The organism is Streptomyces sp. STR69, assembly GCF_024519455.1.
Taxonomy (GTDB): Bacteria; Actinomycetota; Actinomycetes; order Streptomycetales; family Streptomycetaceae; genus Streptomyces.
In genome coordinates this window covers 98,775-118,947 of the sequence record NZ_JALJRY010000024.1, presented here as the reverse complement: position 1 = coordinate 118,947, position 20,173 = coordinate 98,775, and the positions used below count along the sequence as shown (strand labels likewise).

Sequence of the window (20,173 nt, the reverse complement as noted above, 5' to 3'; positions counted from 1 at the left end):
TGTGCGCCGAGACGTCTTCACCGACGACCACGAGGCATTCCGCCGGCTCGCCAGGGACTTCATCGCGAAGGAGGTCGTCCCGCACTACGCCGAGTGGGAGGAGACCGGCCGGCTCCCCCGCACGCTCTTCGAACAGCTGGGCTCGCTGGGCCTGTTGGGCACGGCGGTCCCCGAGGAGTACGGCGGAGCGGGTCTCGCCGACTACCGCTACAACGTCGTCCTCCAGGAGGAATCGGCCCGCGCCCTGGTGACATTGGGCACCGTCCGCACCCAACTCGACGTCGTCCTGCCGTACTTCCTCACCTACGCCGACCGTGATCAGCGCGAACGCTGGTTCCCCGGCCTGGCCTCCGGGACGCTGCTGACGGCCGTCGCGATGACCGAGCCGGGCACGGGTTCCGATCTCGCCGGGATCCGTACGACCGCCGTGCGCGACGGGGACTCGTACGTCCTCAATGGTGCGAAGACCTTCATCACCGGCGGACTCCTCGCCGACCTGGTGATCGTCGTGGCCCGTACGTCGACCGACCCGGACAACCGCCGCGCGGGCCTCACCCTGCTGGTCGTCGAGGACGGCATGCCCGGTTTCACTCGGGGCCGGGTACTGCACAAGCTGGGCATCAAGGTGCAGGACACGGTGGAGTTGGCCTTCGACGACGTGCGGGTACCGGTCGCCAACCGGCTCGGCGAGGAGGGTGCCGCGTTCGGCTATCTCGGCCACAACCTCCCGCAGGAGCGGATGACGGTGGCGGTCGGTTCGGTCGCACAGTCGCGGGCCGCCCTGGACACGACGATCGCCTACGTCAAGGAGCGCAAGGCGTTCGGGAAACCGGTCGCCTCCTTCCAGAACACCAAGTTCGAACTCGCCGCCGTGGCCGCCGAGATCGAGGCCTCGCAGGCCATGCTCGACCGGGCGGTGCTCGAACTCGTCGCCGGTGAACTGAGCGGACCGGACGCCGCCAAGGTCAAGCTCTTCTGCACCGAGATGCAGGCCCGGGCGGTCGACCGCTGTCTGCAACTGTTCGGCGGCTACGGCTACATGCTGGAATACCCCATCGCCCGGCTCTACGCGGACGCACGCATCACCCGCATCTACGCCGGAACCAGCGAGGTCATGAAGGTCATCATCGCCAAGTCCCTCGGATTGTGAGGCGGTTACGGTGCCGGACTTCTCCAGCAGACCAGGTGTCGCGTTCGTGGCGGGCGGCTCGGGCGGTATCGGGGCGGCGGTCGTACGGCTCCTCGCCGAGCGGGGCAGCGACATCGTCCTCACCTACCGGGCCAACCAGGAGGCGGCGGACGCCGTCGCCGCCGAGGTCACGAAGCTGGGCCGTCAAGTGCGGTCGATACAGCTGGACTTGACCGCCGAGTCCGCCACTGCCGAGGCCGTGTCCGAGGTGGTCCACGGCATCCACACGCTCGTGTACGCGTCGGGCCCGCACGTACCGATGAGGCACCTGAGCAGGGTCTCGCCGGGCGAGTACCGCGCCCAACTCGAAGGCGACGCCGTGGCGTTCTTCAATCTGGTGCATCCCGCGCTGCCGTTGCTGCGCAGGAGTCGCGGCAACATCGTCGCCGTGACGACCGTGGCCACCCGCCGCTTCCCGGTACGGGACGGGCTGTCGTCGGGCGCGAAGGGCGCGGTCGAGGCGGTGGCCCGGGCACTGGCCGCCGAGGAGGGCCGCTACGGCGTCCGCGTGAACTGCGTGGCGCCCGGCATGCTCAACGACGGTATCGCCGGCCGTCTGATCAGCTCCGGCGAACTCGACGAGGACGCCCTTGCAGTCACCCGGCGCAACATTCCGCTGCGCCGTTTCGGCGACGCCACGGACATCGCGGAGGCGGTCGCGTTCCTCGCCTCGGACCGGGCCGGGTTCATCACCGGGCAGGCGTTGGGAGTTGACGGCGGCTACAGCGTGTAGGGGTCATACGGGCGCGATGCGGCGGCCCGACACGTATGCGGCGCGCACCAGTTCACCGGACAGCGCGTCGAGGGCCGCGCGCAGTGGTGCGTGGAGCAGGCACAGGTCGGCGAGCGCGCCGACTGCCACCGTCCTTGTCCGGGCGGGGTGTTGAGGCTCGCCGGTGAACAGCCGCAGCGCCGCCTCGGGTTGGAGCCGCTCGACGTCGTCCCGTTCGGTCGCCGCCCGCATGACCGCCCAGGGGTCCGGGGTGCCGTAGGGCGCGTCGGTGCCCGCGGCGACGGGGATACCGGCCTCGGTCAGGGTCCGGCAGCGGTAGAGGTGGGGTCGGTCGTCGGCGTCCACGTCGGTGGCGTACGCATGGCCCCGTTCGGCGGGGAAGTGCGGCTGGGTCACGACTGTCACCCCGAGCCGTCGCAGCCACGGGATCGTCTCGGCCGGGATGACCGACCCGTGCTCGATCCGGTCGCCGTCCGCCGGACCCACCTCGTCCAGGGCGAGCAGCGTCACCAGCAACTGCACCCGGGTCACACAGTGCACGGCGACCGGTCTGGGCCTGATCTCCCCTATGGTGCCGGCGAGTTGGGCGGGGGTGGGGAGCGTCGGATCGTCGAGCATCAGCTTCACGGGCTCGTCGACGCCCATCACCAGGAGGCGTTGCGGGAGGACCGACAACATCTGGGTGAGTCCGCCGGCCGGGTGCGGGTCGGCGTTGGTGAACCCTGTGACGCCGAGTGCCGCCGCCCGCCTCCCGACGCCCTCCAGATCCAGCCGTACAGGCGGTACGAATCCGCGCAGCCGCTCGTCCTCGCGCCAGAACCGTCCGTCGCCCTCCAGCCCGGCCGCCCGGAGCGCGGCGCTGTTCCACACCCACAGCGCGCCGGTGCGATGCTGCACCCGCACCGGGCGATCGGGGACGAGCACGTCCAGCGTCCACCGGTCCAACTCCCCCGCGACGCCCTCGTGGTAGCCGACGGCCCGCACCCACTCCCCCGGCGGCCCGCTCGCCAAGGCTGCCGCGAACGCCGTACGGTCTCGTACGTCCGTCGGCCCGACGCGTACGGAGGCGGCTTCGGCGGCCAGTGCCGCGAGGTGGACGTGATGGTCGTGCAGGCCGGGCAGCAACGCACCGCCACGACCGTCGACGTCACCCTGACCCCGTCCCGTCAACCCCGGCCCGATCTCGGCGATCCGCCCGGCCGCGATCCGTACGTCCACCGCCACTCCGTGGCCCGCGACCTCCACGTTCCTGATCAGCACGGCGGGCGGACCCCTGTGTGCGCCTCGGCGAGGGTCGCGGCGCAGGCGGCCATGGAGACGCAGAGGAGTTCTCCGCCGCCCGCGGCGAGGGAACGGGCCACGGCGTGGGCGGCGAAGACGCCGGTGACGGGGTCGGCGAGCGCATCACCTAGGAAGACGGGGTCCCCGTCCGGGTCGAGGCCGGTCAGTCCGCCGGCGACGGCAGCGTCGTCCCCGAAAGCGATACGGTCGTTCTCGCGTCCGTAACCGGTGATGCCGACCCAGACCCGGCCGGGCCGCGCGGCGAGGAACTCCTCGGCCCGGAGGCCGAGTCGGCGCAACGCGCGTGGTCGTGACGCCTCGATGACGATGTCGGCCTCGGCGACGAGTTCGTCCAGCGCACCGGGGGCGAAATCCACGACCATGTTGTCGTGCCCGTCGTGCAGCCAGCGGTAGAAGGCGGGGGTCCCCAGGCGGGCGCCGTCCGGTCGCGTCTCGCTCTCCACCTTGACCACCCGCGCGCCCGCCAGCCCCAGCAGCCGCGCGCACAACGGCCCCGCCCAGAGCGCGGAGAAGTCGACGATCCGCAGACCGGCCATCTCGCGCACACGCCGTTCACCCCACCGCTCGATGCGCACCGCAGGCCGTCCGCCCAGGGCCGATCCGGGCACCGCGGCGGCAATGCCGATCAGCCACGCGGCCTCGGCAGCCTCGGCAGTCGTGACCCGTCTTACGGCCGTGGCCAGGCCCCCGGTCTCGGCGACCGGCGAGCCGAGCAGTGACAGCAGTGCGGGTACGGCGGCGAGGTCGTCGGGGCGGGCGAGGTTCACGGCGGTCCAGCCGTCGGCGGCCTGGAGGAGATGGCAGGAGCCATTGGCCGAGGTCCTCCCCGGACGTTCCAGACCGGCGAGTTGGGCCCTGCGGAACAGCGCGCTCGACAGATCCACCGGTACGCCCGTCAGGTCGGTGAACGAGCGGGCGACGTCAGAGAGGGGGACCACGTAAGGCTCGACTGTGTCCATCCAATCGCGGAGAGCACGATTCTCCATGAGCCGAACCCCCTTCTCTCCACAGGTGATCTCAAATTACACTCCGGTCCACGCCTGGAGGGAGATCACCGTGGAGTCGCCCTTCGTGACAGTCGATCTCGACCGGATCCCCGCGCGGGAGCCGGCCGCCCGTGACCGCGACCGGGATCGTGTCGTCATCGGCGTGACCGCAGAACCCAGGAACGCGGTCGAGGGGTACGACGTACTGCTCACCGACATCCCCGATCCCCCCGCGCCGTGGGTGTGGTGCGCGGATCCCCATGCCACGGCTCGGGAGCTGGGGCATGTCGTCCGGAGTCGGCCCGCCGCGGCCGTCGCGCTGGTGCAGGTACTGAGGATGGGCAGCGGGCTCTCGGTCCCGGACAGGCTGGTTCTCGAATCCCTTGCCTATTCGACACTGCAGGGCGGAACGGACTTCCGGTCCTGGCTGGCCGCCGCTCCCCGGCGTACACACCGCCCTGCCGAGACTCCCGTACGGCTCGACCGTGCCGGGTCCCGATTGTCCATCACGCTGGACCGGCCCTGGGTGCGCAACGCCTTCGACGCGGCGACGCGGGACGCACTGTGCGAGGCGCTCCACGTGGCCGTGGCCGACCCGTCGATCACCCGTGTCGACCTGTACGGCAACGGTCCCGCGTTCTGCAGCGGGGGCGACCTCGCCGAGTTCGGTACGTCCCGGGATCCGGCCCGGGCCCATCTGGTGCGGGTCCGTCGCAGCCCGGCCACGCTGCTGCACCGGTGCGCTCCACGTGTGACCGCGCATCTGCACGGCGCCTGTGTCGGCGCGGGAATCGAGCTCGCGGCATTCGCGGGGAGGGTCGTCGCCGCGGACGACACGGTGATCCGGTTGCCTGAGATCGAGATGGGGTTGATTCCGGGAGCGGGCGGCACGGCGAGCATCCCGATACGGGTCGGCCGGGAGCGAACTGCGTATCTCGCCCTGTCCGGGGCGGAGTTGGGCGCCGAGCAGGCGCTGCGTTGGGGGCTCGTCGACGAGATCAGCGACAGTGACGACATGACTGCCGACCCGCAGCAGGCGGTCCGTTCCTGAGCTTCACTCCGGTGTCCCCGACAGCCACCAGGACGGTCGTCGAAGACACCGGAGTTCGGTCACTTCCCGGTCCACACAGGACTACGGCGTTCGGCGAAGGCTCGTGCCCCCTCCGCCGCATCGGCGCTCCGGAACACCGCCTCGACCTCTCCCGGTTCGGCCCAACGGCGTTCCCGCATCAGCTTCTTCGTCATCGCGACACCGAGAGGACCGTTCTCGGCAATGCGTCCCGCCAGAGCCAGCGCCGTCTCCCGCACCTTCTCGGCCGGTACGGCGCGGTTCACCAGGCCGAACTGCTTGGCGTCTGCTGCCGTGACGAGTTCACCGGTCAGCCCCATCTCCAGGGCGACCGCCAGCGGCACCCGGTCGGCCAGGGTCGTACCGCCACCGGCCGCGAACAACCCCCGCCTGACCTCGGCGATCCCCAGCCTGGCGTCCTCCGCGGCGACCACCAGATCGCAGGCCAGGGCGAGTTCGAAGCCACCGGCGAGTGCCGAGCCGTTGAGGGCCGCGATCACCGGGGTGGCGATGCCCTCGCGGAAGAACCACACCAGCCCGTCGAACCTGCCGCCGCCCTTCGCGAACGCCTTCAGATCCATGCCGGAGCAGAAGACCGTTCCGGCACCCGTCAGGACGATCGCCCGGACCGCCGGGTCGGCGTCCGCCTCCCGCAGCACAGCTGACAAGTCGTCAATCAGCTCCGGGCTCATGGCATTTCGGACCTCGGGACGGTTCAGGGTCGCCACGAGGACGGCACCGACCCGTTCCGTCAGGACCAGGTCGCTCATCGGGCCGCCGCCACGGCCGCCCGCGCCTTGGAGCGGAAGGCCTCCAACTTCTCGGCGGGCTCGATGAGTTGGTGGCTGCGGGAGCGGGTGGTGACGTCGTGCCCCCCGGCCGCCTTGCGGAGCGCGCCCACAGTGGCCTGTTCGCGCGGGATGTGGGCGAAGGGGTCGAAGGAGTACCAGCGCATCGCGTTCTCGAAGGTGATCTTGCGGGCGTCGTCGTCGGGCACGTCGCAACTCGACAGCACGTCGTGCAGCTGCTCGGGGGCGTCCGGCCACAGGGAGTCGCTGTGCGGGTAGTCGCCCTCCCAGCAGATGTTGTCGATGCCGATGTCGTGGCGCAGCCGTACACCCAGCTTGTCGGTGATGAAGCAGGTCAGGAAGTGCTCCCGGAAGACCTCGGAGGGCAGCTTGCCGCCGAAGTCCTGGAGGGTCCAGGTGGAGTGCATCTCGAAGGTGCGGTCGAGGCGCTCCAGGAAGTACGGGATCCAGCCCGTTCCGCCTTCCGAGAGGGCGATTTTCAGATTCGGGAACTGCTTCACCGGCTGCGACCAGAGCAGGTCTGCCGCGGCGGAGACGATGTTCATCGGCTGGAGCGTGATCATCACGTCGGGCGGCGAGTCGGCGGCCGGGACGGCGAGCCGGCCGGAGGAGCCGATGTGCACCGACATGACGGTGTCCGTGTCGGACAGCGCGCGCCACAGCGGGTTCCAGTACGGGTCGTGGAAGCTCGGGTAGCCGAGGACGGCGGGGTTCTCGGTGAAGGTGAGGGAGTGCACGCCCTTCTCGGCGACCCGGCGCACCTCGGCCGCGCACAGCTCCGCGTCCCAGATGGCGGGCAGCGCCATCGGGATGAAGCGGCCCGGGTAGGCGGCGCACCACTCGTCGATGTGCCAGTCGTTGTAGGCCCGGACGAGTGCGAGGGAGAAGTCGGCGTCCTCGGTGGCGAAGAGCCGGGCCGAGAAGCCGGGGAAGGACGGGAAGTTCATCTGGGCGAGGATGCCGCCCGCGTTCATGTCCTTGATCCGCTCGTGCACGTCGTAACAGCCGGGGCGGATCTCGTCGAGGCCCTGCGGTTCGACGCCGTACTCCTCCTTGGGCCGGCCGGCCACGGCGTTGAGCGCCGAGTTGGTGATGGTCGTGCCGCGGAACTGCCATACGTCGGTTCCGTCGTCCCGGTGCACCAGTTGCGGCGCGTCTTTCTTGTAGCGCTCGGGCAGGTGGTTCACGAACATGTCGGGCGGCTCGATGATGTGGTCGTCGACGCTGATGAGGATGAGGTCGTCGCGGTCCATGACGGCTCCTTACGGGGGTGGGTCGGTCAGTCGGAGGCGGGCAGCGGCTTGGCCGCCTTCAGGGTCATGGGGGCGCCGTCACAGGTCAGTTCGCCCGCGCCGGAGGCGGTGCAGAGCAGTTCGAGCGTCCCGGTGGCGTCGACGTACCGCTTGCCGATCAGGGTGGTGGTGCCGGCCGGTCCGGACTTCGCCGGGGGCGCGTCGGCCGCGGGCACCAACGGGCTGCCGCCGCAGGCCAGTTGGGGCTGCACGTCGGCGGGTGCGCGGATGACGACCACGCGGGTGCCGCAGACGGTGCTGGCGAGTTGGTCACCGGGGCGCGGCGTCGGTGCCGGTGGGGTCATGGCGGAGTTCCCTTTCGAGCAGGCGGTCGGCGAGGAGTTCCACGTCGTAGGACTGGCGGGCCATCCAGTACCGCAGGAAGCCGGTCAGCGAGTACCGCAGGAAGAGCGCGGAACCGACGACGCTTCCGGCGACCGCGGCCAGGCCGAGGGTGAGAGCGTCGTTCTGCACCAGCGGGTCGCTGGTGTTGTGCGAGATGAAGTAGGCGCACACGCCGAGGACGACGCCGATCGTCATCAGGGCGGCGCCCGCGCGCAGCCAGAGAACGGCCCTTCCGGCGGCCGGGTCCGGGATTTTCAGGACGGTGAGTTCGCGGACGAAGCGGTCCGCTCGCGTCTCGGTGGACGTCATGTGGAACTCCCCAGATAGAGAGCGGACAGTTCGGCGCGCAGGCCTCCGTCGGGGTGGCCCTGCCGTTCGACCCGGCCGCGTACGAGGACGGCGGCATGGTCGCAGATGTCGAGGACTGCGGCGGCGAACTGCTCGACCACCAGGACTGCCACGCCCTGCCGGGCGATTTCGCCGACCTGTTCGTAGAGCCGGCCGACGACCAACGGGGCGAGCCCCATGGAGAGTTCGTCGAGCAGCAGTACGGCGGGGTCGGTGGCGAGGCCGCGGGCGAGGGCGAGCATCTGCTGTTCGCCGCCGGAGAGGGTGCCCGCGGCCTGTCCGGCGCGCCGGGCCAGGACGGGGAAGCGGGTGAACGCGATCTCCTCGATCTCTTCGCGGCTGCGGCCGGTGAAGGTCATCATGAGGAGGTTGTCGCGGACGGACAGGTTCGGGAACACGCCTCGTCCTTCGGGGATGAGGCAGACCCCGGCGCGGGCCAGGTCGCGGGGGTCGGCGCCGGTCATGTCCCGTCCGCCGAGCACGAGTTGGCCCGATTCCACGGGGTGGACTCCGGCGGCGACGCGCAGGGTGGTGGTCTTTCCGGCGCCGTTCGGGCCGAGCAATGCCACCACCTGTCCGGCGGCGACGTCGAGGTCGACGCCGTGCAGGACGGTGATGCGTTCGTGGGCGGCGCGGATGCCGCGCAGTTCGAGAAGTGCGCTCACGCGTCCCCCAGATAGGCGGCGAGAACCGTTTCGTCGCTGCGGATCACCTCGGGCGGGCCGACGGCGATGATCTTGCCGAGGTCGAGGACGTACACCTCGTCGCAGACGGCCATCACGAGGCTCATGTCGTGCTCGACGAGGACGACGGCGGTGCCGTCGTCGGTGAGGGCGCGCAGGAGTTCCGCGAAGCGTTCGGTCTCCTCCGCGTCCTGTCCGGCGGCGGGCTCGTCGAGGAGAAGCACCTTCGGGCGGATCGCGAGGGCCCTGCCGACTTCGACGAGGCGGCCGACTCCGGTGGGGAGGGCGTCGGGCGAGGTGTCGGCGAGGCCGGTGAGGCCGAGGCGGTGCAGGATCTCGGTGACGACCATGTCGGCCCGGCGGCGTTCGGGGCCCAGTTCGGCGGCGACGAGCAGGTTGTCGCGCACGCTGAGCCGGCCGAAGAGCTCCAGGCGCTGGAAGGTGCGGGCGAGTCCGTGCCGGGCGCGGGCGGAGGGCCGGGCCCGGGTGACGTCCCGGCCGTCCAGCCGGACCTGTCCCGAGGACGGTCTGCGCAGTCCGGACGCGACGTCGAACAGGGTGCTCTTCCCTGCCCCGTTGGGTCCGATGAGTCCGGTGACCCGGCCCGCCTCGGCGGTCAGGGCGACCCCGTCGAGAGCACGGTTTCCGCCGAAGAAGACGGTCACTCCACTAACCTGCAGCGATGCCACGGGCCAACACCTCCTCGTCCTCGGGGCGCCAGTCACGCCGTAGGCCCCACCACTCGACGGGGATCTCCGGCTCGACCGGAACGGCCTGCCGGGCGTCCGCCCAGGTGCGCAGCGCGAAGGCGAGAACGAGTGAACTTCCGTAGTACGTCCAGTCGTTGATCACATCGCCGAAGCGCAGCGCCCAGGCCAGGGCGAGGACGCAGAGCAGGGCGGGCAGTGCGATGCGGTCGCGGGCGAGGGGCTCCCACTGGCGGCGGAAGCGGGAGACGATGCCGTCGGGGTTGTGGCCGAGCCCCACGCCGGCGAGGCCCGGAAGCAGGGCGACCAGGTTCGCGGTGCCCGGGGCGATGGCGATCAGGGCGTTCGTCGGGCCGACGAAGGCGGTGCCGGCGAAGAGTCCGTTGCCGACCGCGCCGAGTCCGCCGACCACGGCGACGAGGAAGATCGGCAGTCCTGCGATGAGGCTGAACTGGTCGGCCGTGACGGTGCGTTGCTGCATTCCGTACAGCGCTCCGCCGAGTCCGGCGATACCGGAGGCGAGGGCGAACACGGCGACCTTGGCGACCAGCAGGTTGCCGCCGAGGGTGGCGTACGCGGCCTCGCTGTCGCGCAGGGCGATGAGCCGCCGTCCGAAGCGGCTGCGCCGCAGGGCCGCCACACAGATGGAGGCGAGGGCGAGGCAGACGGCGGCGAACACCATCAACTCCCGCCCGCTGTCCAGCCGTAGACCGAGGAGGTGGGGTCCTGAGATGTCCACCGAGCCCTGGTCGAACAGGGCGATCCGCAGGCCGAAGACGTGGAAGGCCGGGATGGTGAAGATCCAGCGGTCGAGGATCACGGCGAACGCGGCTGTGCCCAGGGCGAGATAGACACCGGAGAGCCGTAGTGCGGGCAGTGCGACCAGTGCTCCGGCTGCCGCCGAGACGAGGATCGCGGCGCCGAGCGCCCACAGTTGGCCGTGGGCGCCGAGGTGTCCCCAGACGACCGCGCCGATGCCGGCCATGCTCAGCTGACACAGGGAGACCTGTCCGGCGTACCCGGCGAGAGGGACGTACGAGAGTGCCACTACGCCCAGCGAGAAGATCGCTCCGTAGGTGATGAGGTCGGCTTCTCCGAGCAGGGAGGCCAGTACCGCGCCGAAGGCGATGACCACCGCGGCGAACACGAGTGTGCCGCGCGCGCTCGGCACCGGTACGCGGGCGAGCCGTCGTTCCCGGCCGCGCAGGCGTCGGTGCGGGAAGACCAACAGGGCGAAGAAGAGCAACAGGGCGGGGGCGGCGAGCCGTAGTCCGGGGAGGTATTCGTTCTGCGGCAGGTAGCCCGTCAGATAGCTCTCCATGCAGCCGACGACGACGGCGCCGAGGAAGGTGAGCGGCAGGCTGCGCAGTCGGCCGAAGACGGCCGCTGTGTAGGCGCTGACGATCAGCAGGGAGAGCTGGGCTGCGTCGAGCGTGACGGTCGGGGCGATCAGGATGCCGCCGATCGCGGCCAGTTGGGTGCCGAGGACCCAGGAGATCCGGCCTGCCCGGACGGGGTCGGCGCCGGTGAGACCGACGAGTGCCCGGTCGTCGACGGCGGCGCGCATCTCGGCTCCGGCGCGGGTGCGGTAGAGCAGGATGCGCAGGCCGATCGCGACGGCGACGGCCACCCCCATGGTGATCGCCTGGTGCCAGGTGATGACGGCCGGCCCGAGGTGGAACGGCTTGCGGCCGGCGAAGAACATCGGCAGCGGACGGGCGACGTTCGGGTCCCAGATCCAGCGCGCCGCCGCGATGAGTCCGCTGAGCAACGCGACCGTCATGACCAGCCGTTCGGCTTCGCCGAGGGCCTGGACGGGGCGCAGTACGAACCGCTCGACGAGCAGCCCGAAGCCCGGGGCGAGCACGAGCAGCACCACGACCAGGGCGACCGGAACGGGCCAGCCCCAGCCGACGGTCAGCTGCCAGTACATGAACGCGGACAGCATGCCGGCCGCGCCGTGCGCGAAGTTGAACACACCGGTGGTGGTGTAGGTGAGCACGAGCCCACTGCCGATGACGGCATAGATCGCGGCCGTGCTCAGGCCGACGATCCCGAAGGTGAGGAACTGGTCCATCGCGTCGGATCTCCCCTCTCCATCGCTGGAAACTAGCTTCTCATCTACGGAGAATCAACCATTCAGACAGAGACTGTTGACGTCGCCTCACGCGTCGTGGAAATCTGCCACTCATCTGAGAGAATGCCATTCTCGCTCATGGTGAAGGGTGGAAAGTCCTTGTCCTCCTTGCCTGTTCCGGCTCCTCCCCCTGGTCCGACCGACGACCTGATGGAGATCCAGCAGCTCCTGGCCCGCTACGCGGTGTGCATCACGCGCGGCGACCTGGACGGGGTGCTGGGTGTCTTCACGCCCGACGGCACGTACAGCGCCTTCGGGGACTCCTACGGCCTCGACGAGTTCCCGGCGCTCGTAGCCGCCGCCCCCAAGGGGCTGTTCCTCACGGGCACGCCGGCCGTCGACCTGTCCGGCGACACGGCCACCGGCACCCAGCCGCTCTGCTTCGTCGACCACGCCACGCACGACCTGCGGATCGGCTACTACAACGACACCTACGTCCGCACGGACGCCGGGTGGCGGCTGCGCACCCGCGCGATGACGTTCATCCGCCGCAGCGGAGCGCACGACTCGGGCCGCCCGCACGCCTATCAGCGTCCGGGAACATGAACGCCGCCTCCGCGCCCGAGTACGCGAACGTCGCCGACTTCCGCTCGGACCTGCGCGGCTGGCTGGACGAGCACGACCTGTCCCCCGGCCCCGACCACTCCCTGGACGCCCAGGTCGCTCAACTGGCCCGGGTCCGCCGGGCGTTGTACGACGCGGACTGGATGCGGTACGGCTGGCCCGCCGAGGTGAGGGGGCTCGGCGGGCCCGCGGTGCTGAGGGCGGTGCTCGGCGAGGAGGTCGCCACCCGCGAGTTGGCCGAGCCGGGGATCTACTCGATGATCGAGGTCCTCGCGCCGACGATGATCTCCTACGCCCCTCCCGCGCTCGCCGCCGAGATGGTCCCGCGCCTGCTCAGCGGCCGTGAGCAGTGGTGCCAGGGCTTCTCCGAACCCGGCTCCGGCAGCGACCTCGCCTCCCTCACCACGCGGGCCGTTCCGCGCGACGACCACTGGGTGATCAGCGGACAGAAGGTGTGGACCAGCCTGGCCCAATTCGCGTCCCGCTGCGTCCTGTTGACCCGCACCGCGCCGGGCCACAACGGGATCACCGCGTTCCTCCTCGACATGGACACCCCCGGCATCACCGTCCGGCCGCTGCGCACCATGCACGGCGTGGACGAGTTCGCCGAGGTGTTCTTCGACGACGTGATCGTGCCCGCCGAGCGGATGCTCGGCCGCCCCGGCGACGGCTGGCGCCTGGCGATGGACCTGCTCCCGCACGAGCGCTCCACCTGCTTCTGGCACCGGATCGCCCATCTCTACACACGACTTGACCGGCTGCTGGCCGAGACGAGCATCCCGGACGACGCCGAACTCGGCACCGCCTACCTGGCGTTGCACACCGTCCGCTGCCGCTCCCACGCAACCCAGCGACGCCTGGGCGAGGGCGAGCGGCTGGGCGCGGAGACGTCGGTCGACAAGGTGCTGCTGGCCACCGCCGAGCAACGGCTCTTCGAGACCGTGCGCGATCTCCTGCCCGGCGTACTGGAGTTGACGGACACGCCGTGGCGCTCGGAGTACCTGTATGCGAAGGCGGCGACCATCTACGGCGGTACGGCCGAGATCCAGCGGAACATCATCGCGCGCCGACTGCTCGACCTGGGGAAGGAGTAGCCGTGGACGCAGCCGAGCGGGACCTGCTCGCCGAGACGCTCCGCAAGACGATGACGGCGGCCTCGGGGCAGGCACTGGACACCGCCCTGGCCCACCTCGGCTGGACCGAACTCCTCGCCGAACAGCCGGACATCGCCGTACCGCTCACGTTCCGCCTGCTCGGCGAGACGGGTGCCCACGCGCCCCTCCTCAACGACGTCCTGCTCGGCGCGGCGGGCCGTCCGCTCGGCGGCACACTGCCGCTGCCGTACACCGGCGGTACGTGGGTCGTCTGGGAGCGCGACGACAGTGCGGCCGGGGCCGCCCTGGACGCCGAACTGCCCCTGTGTTCCGTAGCCGCGGGAGCCCCCGTCCAACTCGCCGCCGGTCGGGCGGCGCTCGGCTGGTGGCTGCTCGGGACGGGCCGCGCCATGCTCGCGCTGGCCCGCCAACACGCCGTGGACCGCACACAGTTCGGCCGCCCGCTCGCCTCCTTCCAGGCCGTACGGCACCGGCTCGCCGAGACCCTCGTGGCGCTGGACGGCGCCGAGGCCACCCTCGTGGCCGCCACCGACGATCTGGGCGCGCTGCTGGCCAAGGCCGCGGCCGGGCAGGCGGCCCTGACCGCGGCCCGGCACTGTCAGCAGGTTCTGGGCGGGATCGGTTTCACCGCAGAGCACGATCTGCACCGGCATGTGCGGCGGGCCGTGGTCCTGGACGGGCTGCTGGGCAGCGCACGGGAGTTGACGCGCGAGGCGGGGGCGTTGCTGCGGGCCGGCGGGTCGGCGCCGCGGCTCGTCCACCTGTGATCGACCGAGGAGTGACTTCAGTGACCGATCTGTGGAGCGACCTGCTCTCCTGCCTGGACCTCGACGCCCGGCCCGGTGCCGTGTTCGAGGGCCGCAACCAACAACTCGGCTATCACCGCATCTTCGGCGGGCAGTTGCTGGCGCAGAGCGTCCGGGCCGCCCAACTGGCCTGCCCCGACAAGGCGGTCAAGAGCCTTCACGTGCAGTTCGCACGGGCGGGACGGCCGCAGGAGCCGGTGCGCTACGAGGTGACGTGTCATCACGAGGGGGGTTCCTTCGCCACGTTGACGGTGGTGGCGCGCCAGACACAGGGTGTCGCGGCCGTTGCGGCCGTGTCGCTGCACTCCCACGAGGAGGGCCCGGACCAGCAGATCGCGTTCCCGATGCCGTCGGTTCCGGGGGTGGAGCACGACGTGGACCTCTCGCTGCTTCCCTGGGACACCCGGGCCACCGTGGACGTGGACTCGCCGAAGTCGGAGCCGCCCGAGTACGACCTGTGGATGCGCACGCCGTGGGTCGCGCCTGAACTCGCGCCCGCGTTGACGGCGTACGCGAGCGATCTGAGTCTGATCGGTACGGCGCTGCGCCCGCTGGAAGGGGTCACCCAGCACGATTCGGGAACGACGTTCTCGTCCGCCGTCACCGCGCACACGGTGTGGTTCCATCGCCCTTTCACGACGGACGACTGGCTTCTCCTGCGCCAGCAGAGCCCGCTGCTCGCCCACGGCCGCTGCTACGGCCGGGGCGATGTGCTCACCGCGCAGGGGTCCCTGGTCGCCTCCTTCGCGCAGGAGGCTCTGCTGCGCTTCCGTACGGTCGCGTAGCGGCCCGTTGCCGCCGCGCGCTCAGCGCATCACGGTGCCGCCGTCGACGTTGATCACCTGGCCGTTGATCCAGGCTCCCGCGTCGGACATGAGGTGGGCCACCATCGCGGCGATGTCGTCGGCCCGGCCGTGCCGGGTACTGCGGGTCCGGGCGAGCAGTGCCTCCAGCAGGTCCGGCGCGGCGCCCTCCTGGATGGCCGGGGTCAGGATCAGACCGGGGGCTACCGCGTTGGCCCGGATGCCCTCCCTGCCCCAGCGGGAGGCGACATGGCGGGCGAGGGCGTTGATGCCCGCCTTCGTCGCCGAGTAGGCGGGGCGTGCGGCCTCGCCGGTGAAGGCCGCGATGGACGAGGTGTAGACGAGCGCGCCGCCGCCCCGGGTGAGGAGTTCGGGAACGGCGTATCGCGTGACGAGCATGTGGCCCCGCAGATTGACGGCGAAGGTCCGGTCCCAGACCGCGAGGTCCATGTCGACGACATCGGTGTCCTTGGAGACCGCGCCCATGTCTCCCGCGTTGATATGTACGGCGTCCAGGCCGCCGTATGTCCGCACGGTGGTCGTCACCAGGTCGCCGACCGAGGCCTCGTCGGCGATGTCGAAGCCCACCGCGACCGCCTCGCCACCGGCGTCTCCGATGACCGAGGCGGTCCGCCGGGCACCCTCGACATCGAGATCGGCGACGACGACCCTGGCGCCCTCGTCCGCGACCCGCCGGGCTGACGCGGCGCCCAACCCAGTGGCCGCGCCGGCCACGAGAACGACCTTCTCCTTCAAACCCTCCATGACATTCCCCTCATCGCATCGACTCCCCGCCCCCACTGACACCTGAGCACCCGGGCGTTACGGCGCCAGCACCTCGACAACCGTGGCCGAGCCCATCCCACCGCCTGCGCACATCGCGGCGACGCCGATACCGCCGCCTCGGCGGCACAGTTCGTGCACCAGCGTGACCAGCATCCGGGCCCCGGTCGCGGCGACCGGGTGGCCGAGGGAACAACCGCTGCCGTTGACGTTCACGCGGTCGGGGTCGAGCCCGAGCAGCTTCACCGCGGCGACGGGCACGGCGGCGAAGGCTTCATTGATCTCGAAGAGGTCGACGTCGGATGTCGAAAGTCCCGCGCGGGCAAGGGCTTTGGGGATCACCTTCACCGGGGTGAGGCCGGTCTCGGCGGGGTCGGCGCCGACCGAGGCCCAGGAGCGGACGACGGCGAGTGCCGGCAGGCCCAGTCGGTCGCTGGCCACCACCAGTGCGGCGGCACCGTCGTTGGCGCCGCCCGCGTTGCCCGCCGTGATGGAGAAGCCGTCGATCTCCGGGTGGAGCGGCTTGAGCGAGGCCAGCTTCTCCAGGCTCGTGGTGCGGCGGGGATGTTCGTCGATGGAGAACAGGCCGTGCGGTGTGTCGATGGGCACCAGCTCGGCGTCGAAACGCCCTTCGTCGATGGCGCGAATCGCGTTCTGGTGCGAGCGCAGCGCCCAGGCGTCCATGTCGGCGCGGCTCAGGCCCGCTCGTACGGCGGTGTTCCAGCCGACCGTGATCGACATGTCCAGGTTGGGGGCGTCGGGGCGGTCGGGATGCGTGGGCGGACTCCACGGCTCGACCCACTCCCCGTCCACGCGGAAACGCTGTTTCGGGGAGGTGGAAGCCGAGTTGACGCCGCCGGCGATGACGAGTTCGTCCATGCCGGCGCGAATGCTGCCCGCCGCGCTCTGCACCGCCGCGAGGCCGGCGGCACAGTGGCGGTTGTGAGCGAGGCCGGGTACGGCGGTGAGTCCGACGGTCAGTGCCGCGTGCCGGGCCACGACCCCGCCGCCGTACAGGCCCTCGCCGAGGATGACGTCGTCGACCGCGTCCGGATCGAGACCGTCCGTGGCGGCAGCGGCGGCGACGATGTGGTGGGCCAGGTCGAACGCGGTGGTGTCGCGGAGGGTGCCCTTGACGGCGGTGCCGACAGGGGTACGCAGGGCGGACACGAGGACTGCTTCAGGCATGGGTGGTCTCCAACTCGGCCAGCAGGGTGCGGCGCAGCAGCTTTCCGGTCTCGGTCTTGGGCAGTTCGGCGCGGAAGACGATCGTGTCGGGGGTCTTGGAGGAGCGCAGCCGGTCCCTGACCCACTGGCGGACCTCCGCCGGATCGCCCTCACCGACCACGACGGCGACGATCCGCTGCCCCCACTCGGGGTCGGGCACGCCGATCACCGCGGCCTCCACGATTCCGGGGTGGGCGACGAGAACGTCCTCTATCTCGGCGGGAGCGATGTTCTCGCCGCCGCGAATGATGGTGTCGTCGGCACGCCCCTCGATGAACAGGTAGCCGTCGGCGTCCAGGCGGCCCCGGTCCCGAGTGGGGAACCAGCCGTCCGCGTCCAGGGCGCTGCGTCCGCCGTATTCGCCGGAGATCTGATCGCCGCGCACGAAGACGAGCCCGGTCTCCCCGGCACGGGCCGGTTTCCCGTCCTCCCCGCGGATCTCGATCTCCACTCCGGGCAACGGCCGCCCCACGGAGCCGAGCCGGTCCCGTACGGCCGGGTCGGCCGATGCCAGCGCCTCGCGGTGGTCGTCGGGCCCCAGCACCGCGACCGAAGAGGCCGTCTCGGTCAGACCGTACGCGTTGACGAACCCCGTTCCGGGGAAGATCCGCAACGCCCGCTCCACGACGGGACGGGGGGTCCTGGCACCGCCGTAGGCCAGGCTGCGGAGTGTGGGCGTGCCGGCGTCGTCCGCCGGGACCTCGGCGACGATGCGGGCCAGCATGGTGGGCACGACGAGTGCGTGCGTGACCTGCTCGCGGCGTGCGGTCTCCAGCCACTCCCCCGCGTCGAAGGCGGAGAGGTACACGAGGCGGCGGCCCGAGTAGAGGTTCGTCAGCAGGTTCATCAACCCCGCCACGTGGTACGGCGGGACCGCCACCAGCGCCGCGTCGCCTTCTTCGGCGGAGGCGAACTCCTGGGTGTTGAGCACGTATGCCAGCAGGTGCCGGTGGCGCAGCAGGGCCGCCTTGGGTTCGGCGGTCGTACCGCTGGTGTAGAGGACCACCGCGACGGAGTCCTGGTCCGGGACCAATTCCGGTACGGCGGTGTCCTCTTCGGCGCTCAGCAGGGCGTCGAGGCCGGCGGGGCGCAGCACGAGGGCGCCGGGGTGGCGGGCCAGGAGTCGGTTCAACTGGTGTTCGCCGAGGCGGTAGTTGAGGGGGATGAACGGGATGCCGGCCAGAGCGGCACCGAACAGGGCCACCGGGTAGGCGAGGTGACTGGGGCTCAGATAGAGCACGGCCGGGTGGCCTTGGAAGCGGTGCGCGGCGGTGCGGGCGCGGGCGAGCAGTTCCGAGGCGGTCAGGGAGCGGCCGTTCGCCGTGACCACCGGTCGGTCGCCGCCCGAGGCCACCATCTCGAGAATCATGGTTATATTCATGAGAATGCTATTCTCGTCTCACTAGAGCGCTGTTCGCAAGAGAGGAAATCCTTGATGCAGATCAGTGGGAGCTCCGCGGTCGTCGTCGGCGGGGCGGGCGGCCTGGGCGAGGCCACCGTCCGTCGGCTGCACGCGGCGGGAGCGAAGGTCGTCGTAGCCGATCTGGCCGACGAGAAGGGCAAGGCCCTGGAGCAGGAGTTGGGTGTGCGCTACGTGCGCACCGACGCCACCGTCGAGGACGACGTCCAAGCGGCGCTGGCCGAGGCGGAGTCGGCGGGACCGCTCAGGATCTCGGTGGACGCGCACGGCGGCCCGGCGAGCGGTGGCCGACTGGTCGGCAAGGACGGTTCTCCCCTCGACCTCGCGGGCTTCCGCACGACGATCGACGTGTACCTCACCGGCGTGTTCAACGTGATGCGCCTGGCCGCCGCCGCGATCGCCCGTCAGGAGCCGTTGGACGGCGGCCGGGGTGTCATCGTCAGCACGGCGTCGATCGCCGCGTACGAGGGCCAGATCGGCCAACTCCCTTACGCCGCCGCCAAGGGCGGGGTCGTCAGCATGACCCTGGTGGCCGCGCGCGATCTGTCCCCGCTCGGCATCCGGGTCGTCACGATCGCGCCGGGCACCTTCAACACACCGGCCTACGGCAAGGCGGGCGACCAGTTGGAGGCCTACTGGGGGCCGCAGATCCCGTACCCGAAGCGCATGGGACTGCCGGTCGAGTACGCGGGGCTGGTGCAGCACATCGTCGAGAACGACTATCTCAACGGCGAGGTCGTCCGTCTCGACGGCGCCCTCCGGTTCCCGCCGAAGTGACCGGCGTGGGTGAACTTACCGGTGTGAGCGGCTCGTTGAAGGGCAAGGTCGCGTTCGTCGCGGGCGCCAGCCGTGGCATCGGCCGTACGGTCGCGCTGGCGCTCGCCGAGGCGGGCGCCTCGGTCGCGGTCGCCGCGCGCTCCGAGCGGGAGGGCCGGCTGCCCGGGACGATCCACTCGGTCGCGGACCGGATCGTGGCGACGGGCGGGCGTGCGTTGCCGGTGCCCTGCGATGTGAGTGACGAGGCGTCGGTCGACACGGCCGTCGCCGCCACGGTCGCGGAGTTCGGCGGAATCGACATTCTCATCGCCAACGCCGGGGTGCTGTGGCTCGGCCCGGTCGAGTCGACACCGCTCAAGCGTTGGCAGCTGTGTCTGGACGTCAACCTGACCGGGGTGTTCCTGGTGACCCGGGCGGTGATTCCCCACGTACGCGCGCGTGGCGGTGGGTCGTTGGTGGCCGTGACGACCGGCGGAGTGGGCATGACGGACCGGGGCGCCAACGCGTACTGGGTGTCCAAGGCGGCGGTCGAGCGACTCTATCTGGGGCTCGCCGCCGACCTGCGGCAGGACAACATCGCTGTCAACTGCCTTGCCCCGTCACGGGTGGTGCTGACGGAGGGATGGCAGGCCGGCGGTGGAGGCCGGGAGATCCCGCCGGAGATGGTGGAGCCGCCGGAGGCGATGGCGAGGGCCGCGGTTCTCCTCGCGGGTCAGGACGCCACGGGCCTCACGGGTAGCGTCCAGCGCTCGGAATCCCTTGCCTGAACGGCAGTTGGGCCGGAACGCGCGAGACGCGGCGGGCACGACTGATCGGCGCCATCGGGGGCACACGGAACGACGAGCCGCCGGGGTCACCGGTGGCTCGTCGTCCATTCGTAGGGGTTTTCAAATGCTTGCCTTCGTGGCTGCCGCGTTCTTCGTCATCGCCTTCCTCATCCGTGTCACCGAGACATCGACCCAGCTGGTCTTCACCCCGACGAGCCTCATGCTCCTCGGACTGGCCTTCCTCGCCGCGCACTCGGCCGGCCTGGGGACTGGCTGGTCCGCGCGCCGCAGCGGGCGTCGGCGCTGACGTG

General features: G+C 70.9%; 22 protein-coding genes. 10 read left to right on the top strand and 12 right to left on the bottom strand.

The genetic code is table 11. From position 1 onward, the window contains the following. The first annotated feature begins 1 nt into the window (after position 1). Positions 2 to 1,150, top strand: coding sequence for an acyl-CoA dehydrogenase family protein (locus OC490_RS36040; RefSeq protein WP_262062255.1), 1,149 nt, complete (start codon positions 2 to 4; stop codon positions 1,148 to 1,150). Between the two features lie 46 nt (positions 1,151 to 1,196). Next, on the top strand, positions 1,197 to 1,922 hold the full coding sequence (locus OC490_RS36035) for an SDR family NAD(P)-dependent oxidoreductase (protein WP_262062281.1): 726 nt from the start codon (positions 1,197 to 1,199) through the stop codon (positions 1,920 to 1,922). A 3-nt stretch (positions 1,923 to 1,925) separates the two neighbouring features. On the opposite strand, the gene OC490_RS36030 is transcribed toward OC490_RS36035, so the two are convergent. Both OC490_RS36030 and OC490_RS36025 read right to left on the bottom strand, forming a co-directional pair. Continuing rightward, on the bottom strand, positions 1,926 to 3,182 hold the full coding sequence (locus OC490_RS36030; protein ID WP_262062254.1) for an amidohydrolase family protein: 1,257 nt from the start codon (positions 3,180 to 3,182) through the stop codon (positions 1,926 to 1,928). After that, on the bottom strand, positions 3,176 to 4,162 hold the full coding sequence (locus OC490_RS36025; RefSeq protein WP_262062253.1) for a CoA transferase: 987 nt from the start codon (positions 4,160 to 4,162) through the stop codon (positions 3,176 to 3,178). The genes OC490_RS36030 and OC490_RS36025 overlap by 7 nt, the downstream gene beginning before the upstream one ends. 133 nt (positions 4,163 to 4,295) lie before the next feature. On the opposite strand from OC490_RS36025, the gene OC490_RS36020 reads away from it, so the two are divergent. Then, positions 4,296 to 5,261, top strand: a complete 966-nt coding sequence (locus tag OC490_RS36020) for an enoyl-CoA hydratase/isomerase family protein (RefSeq protein WP_262062252.1) — start codon at positions 4,296 to 4,298, stop codon at positions 5,259 to 5,261. 59 nt (positions 5,262 to 5,320) lie between these two features. Here OC490_RS36020 and OC490_RS36015 read toward each other — a convergent pair whose 3' ends face one another. From OC490_RS36015 to OC490_RS35985, 7 genes are read right to left on the bottom strand one after another with little or no spacing between them, the layout of a single operon-like run. After that, complete coding sequence (locus OC490_RS36015; protein ID WP_262062251.1) at positions 5,321 to 6,049, bottom strand: enoyl-CoA hydratase-related protein; 729 nt, start codon at positions 6,047 to 6,049, stop codon at positions 5,321 to 5,323. Next, positions 6,046 to 7,341: an amidohydrolase family protein gene (locus OC490_RS36010; protein ID WP_262062250.1), complete on the bottom strand. Its 1,296-nt coding sequence runs from the start codon at positions 7,339 to 7,341 to the stop codon at positions 6,046 to 6,048. Before OC490_RS36010 ends, OC490_RS36015 begins: the two co-directional genes overlap by 4 nt. A gap of 26 nt (positions 7,342 to 7,367) precedes the next feature. Further along, positions 7,368 to 7,685, bottom strand: coding sequence for a hypothetical protein (locus OC490_RS36005; RefSeq protein ID WP_262062249.1), 318 nt, complete (start codon positions 7,683 to 7,685; stop codon positions 7,368 to 7,370). Further along, complete coding sequence (locus OC490_RS36000; protein WP_262062248.1) at positions 7,651 to 8,034, bottom strand: hypothetical protein; 384 nt, start codon at positions 8,032 to 8,034, stop codon at positions 7,651 to 7,653. The genes OC490_RS36005 and OC490_RS36000 overlap by 35 nt, the downstream gene beginning before the upstream one ends. After that, positions 8,031 to 8,738, bottom strand: coding sequence for an ABC transporter ATP-binding protein (locus OC490_RS35995; protein WP_262062247.1), 708 nt, complete (start codon positions 8,736 to 8,738; stop codon positions 8,031 to 8,033). The genes OC490_RS36000 and OC490_RS35995 overlap by 4 nt, the downstream gene beginning before the upstream one ends. Further along, positions 8,735 to 9,445 (bottom strand): ABC transporter ATP-binding protein, encoded by a 711-nt coding sequence (locus OC490_RS35990; RefSeq protein ID WP_262062246.1) that lies wholly within the window; start codon positions 9,443 to 9,445, stop codon positions 8,735 to 8,737. Before OC490_RS35990 ends, OC490_RS35995 begins: the two co-directional genes overlap by 4 nt. Further along, on the bottom strand, positions 9,426 to 11,540 hold the full coding sequence (locus OC490_RS35985) for an ABC transporter permease (protein WP_262062245.1): 2,115 nt from the start codon (positions 11,538 to 11,540) through the stop codon (positions 9,426 to 9,428). The genes OC490_RS35990 and OC490_RS35985 overlap by 20 nt, the downstream gene beginning before the upstream one ends. Positions 11,541 to 11,750: 210 nt before the next feature. Between OC490_RS35985 and OC490_RS35980 the strand changes: the two genes are divergently transcribed. The 4 genes from OC490_RS35980 to OC490_RS35965 are packed head-to-tail and all read left to right on the top strand — an operon-like array spanning position 11,751 to position 14,870. Further along, positions 11,751 to 12,146, top strand: coding sequence for a nuclear transport factor 2 family protein (locus tag OC490_RS35980; RefSeq protein WP_262062244.1), 396 nt, complete (start codon positions 11,751 to 11,753; stop codon positions 12,144 to 12,146). Beyond that, positions 12,143 to 13,258 carry an acyl-CoA dehydrogenase family protein gene (locus OC490_RS35975; RefSeq protein ID WP_262062243.1) on the top strand — a complete coding sequence of 372 codons (1,116 nt, stop codon included), beginning with the start codon at positions 12,143 to 12,145 and terminating at the stop codon, positions 13,256 to 13,258. The genes OC490_RS35980 and OC490_RS35975 overlap by 4 nt, the downstream gene beginning before the upstream one ends. A gap of 2 nt (positions 13,259 to 13,260) precedes the next feature. Then, entirely contained in the window at positions 13,261 to 14,046 is a 786-nt protein-coding gene (locus tag OC490_RS35970) for an acyl-CoA dehydrogenase family protein (RefSeq protein ID WP_262062242.1), read from the top strand. Between the two features lie 20 nt (positions 14,047 to 14,066). Then, positions 14,067 to 14,870, top strand: a complete 804-nt coding sequence (locus tag OC490_RS35965) for an acyl-CoA thioesterase (protein ID WP_262062241.1) — start codon at positions 14,067 to 14,069, stop codon at positions 14,868 to 14,870. Positions 14,871 to 14,891: 21 nt separating this feature from the next. On the opposite strand, the gene OC490_RS35960 is transcribed toward OC490_RS35965, so the two are convergent. Genes OC490_RS35960 through OC490_RS35950 form a run of 3 tightly spaced genes read right to left on the bottom strand, consistent with a single transcriptional unit; the run spans position 14,892 to position 18,267 of the window. Continuing rightward, positions 14,892 to 15,653, bottom strand: a complete 762-nt coding sequence (locus OC490_RS35960) for an SDR family NAD(P)-dependent oxidoreductase (RefSeq protein ID WP_262062240.1) — start codon at positions 15,651 to 15,653, stop codon at positions 14,892 to 14,894. Positions 15,654 to 15,710: 57 nt separating this feature from the next. Beyond that, positions 15,711 to 16,859: a thiolase family protein gene (locus OC490_RS35955; protein ID WP_262062239.1), complete on the bottom strand. Its 1,149-nt coding sequence runs from the start codon at positions 16,857 to 16,859 to the stop codon at positions 15,711 to 15,713. Next, positions 16,852 to 18,267 carry a class I adenylate-forming enzyme family protein gene (locus tag OC490_RS35950; protein WP_262062238.1) on the bottom strand — a complete coding sequence of 472 codons (1,416 nt, stop codon included), beginning with the start codon at positions 18,265 to 18,267 and terminating at the stop codon, positions 16,852 to 16,854. Before OC490_RS35950 ends, OC490_RS35955 begins: the two co-directional genes overlap by 8 nt. 66 nt (positions 18,268 to 18,333) lie before the next feature. On the opposite strand from OC490_RS35950, the gene OC490_RS35945 reads away from it, so the two are divergent. From OC490_RS35945 to OC490_RS35935, 3 genes are all read left to right on the top strand, one after another. Continuing rightward, entirely contained in the window at positions 18,334 to 19,095 is a 762-nt protein-coding gene (locus tag OC490_RS35945) for an SDR family NAD(P)-dependent oxidoreductase (RefSeq protein ID WP_262062237.1), read from the top strand. A 23-nt stretch (positions 19,096 to 19,118) separates the two neighbouring features. Next, positions 19,119 to 19,862, top strand: coding sequence for an SDR family NAD(P)-dependent oxidoreductase (locus OC490_RS35940; protein ID WP_262062236.1), 744 nt, complete (start codon positions 19,119 to 19,121; stop codon positions 19,860 to 19,862). A 124-nt stretch (positions 19,863 to 19,986) separates the two neighbouring features. Beyond that, complete coding sequence (locus OC490_RS35935; RefSeq protein WP_262062235.1) at positions 19,987 to 20,169, top strand: hypothetical protein; 183 nt, start codon at positions 19,987 to 19,989, stop codon at positions 20,167 to 20,169. The last annotated feature ends 4 nt before the right edge of the window (positions 20,170 to 20,173 follow it).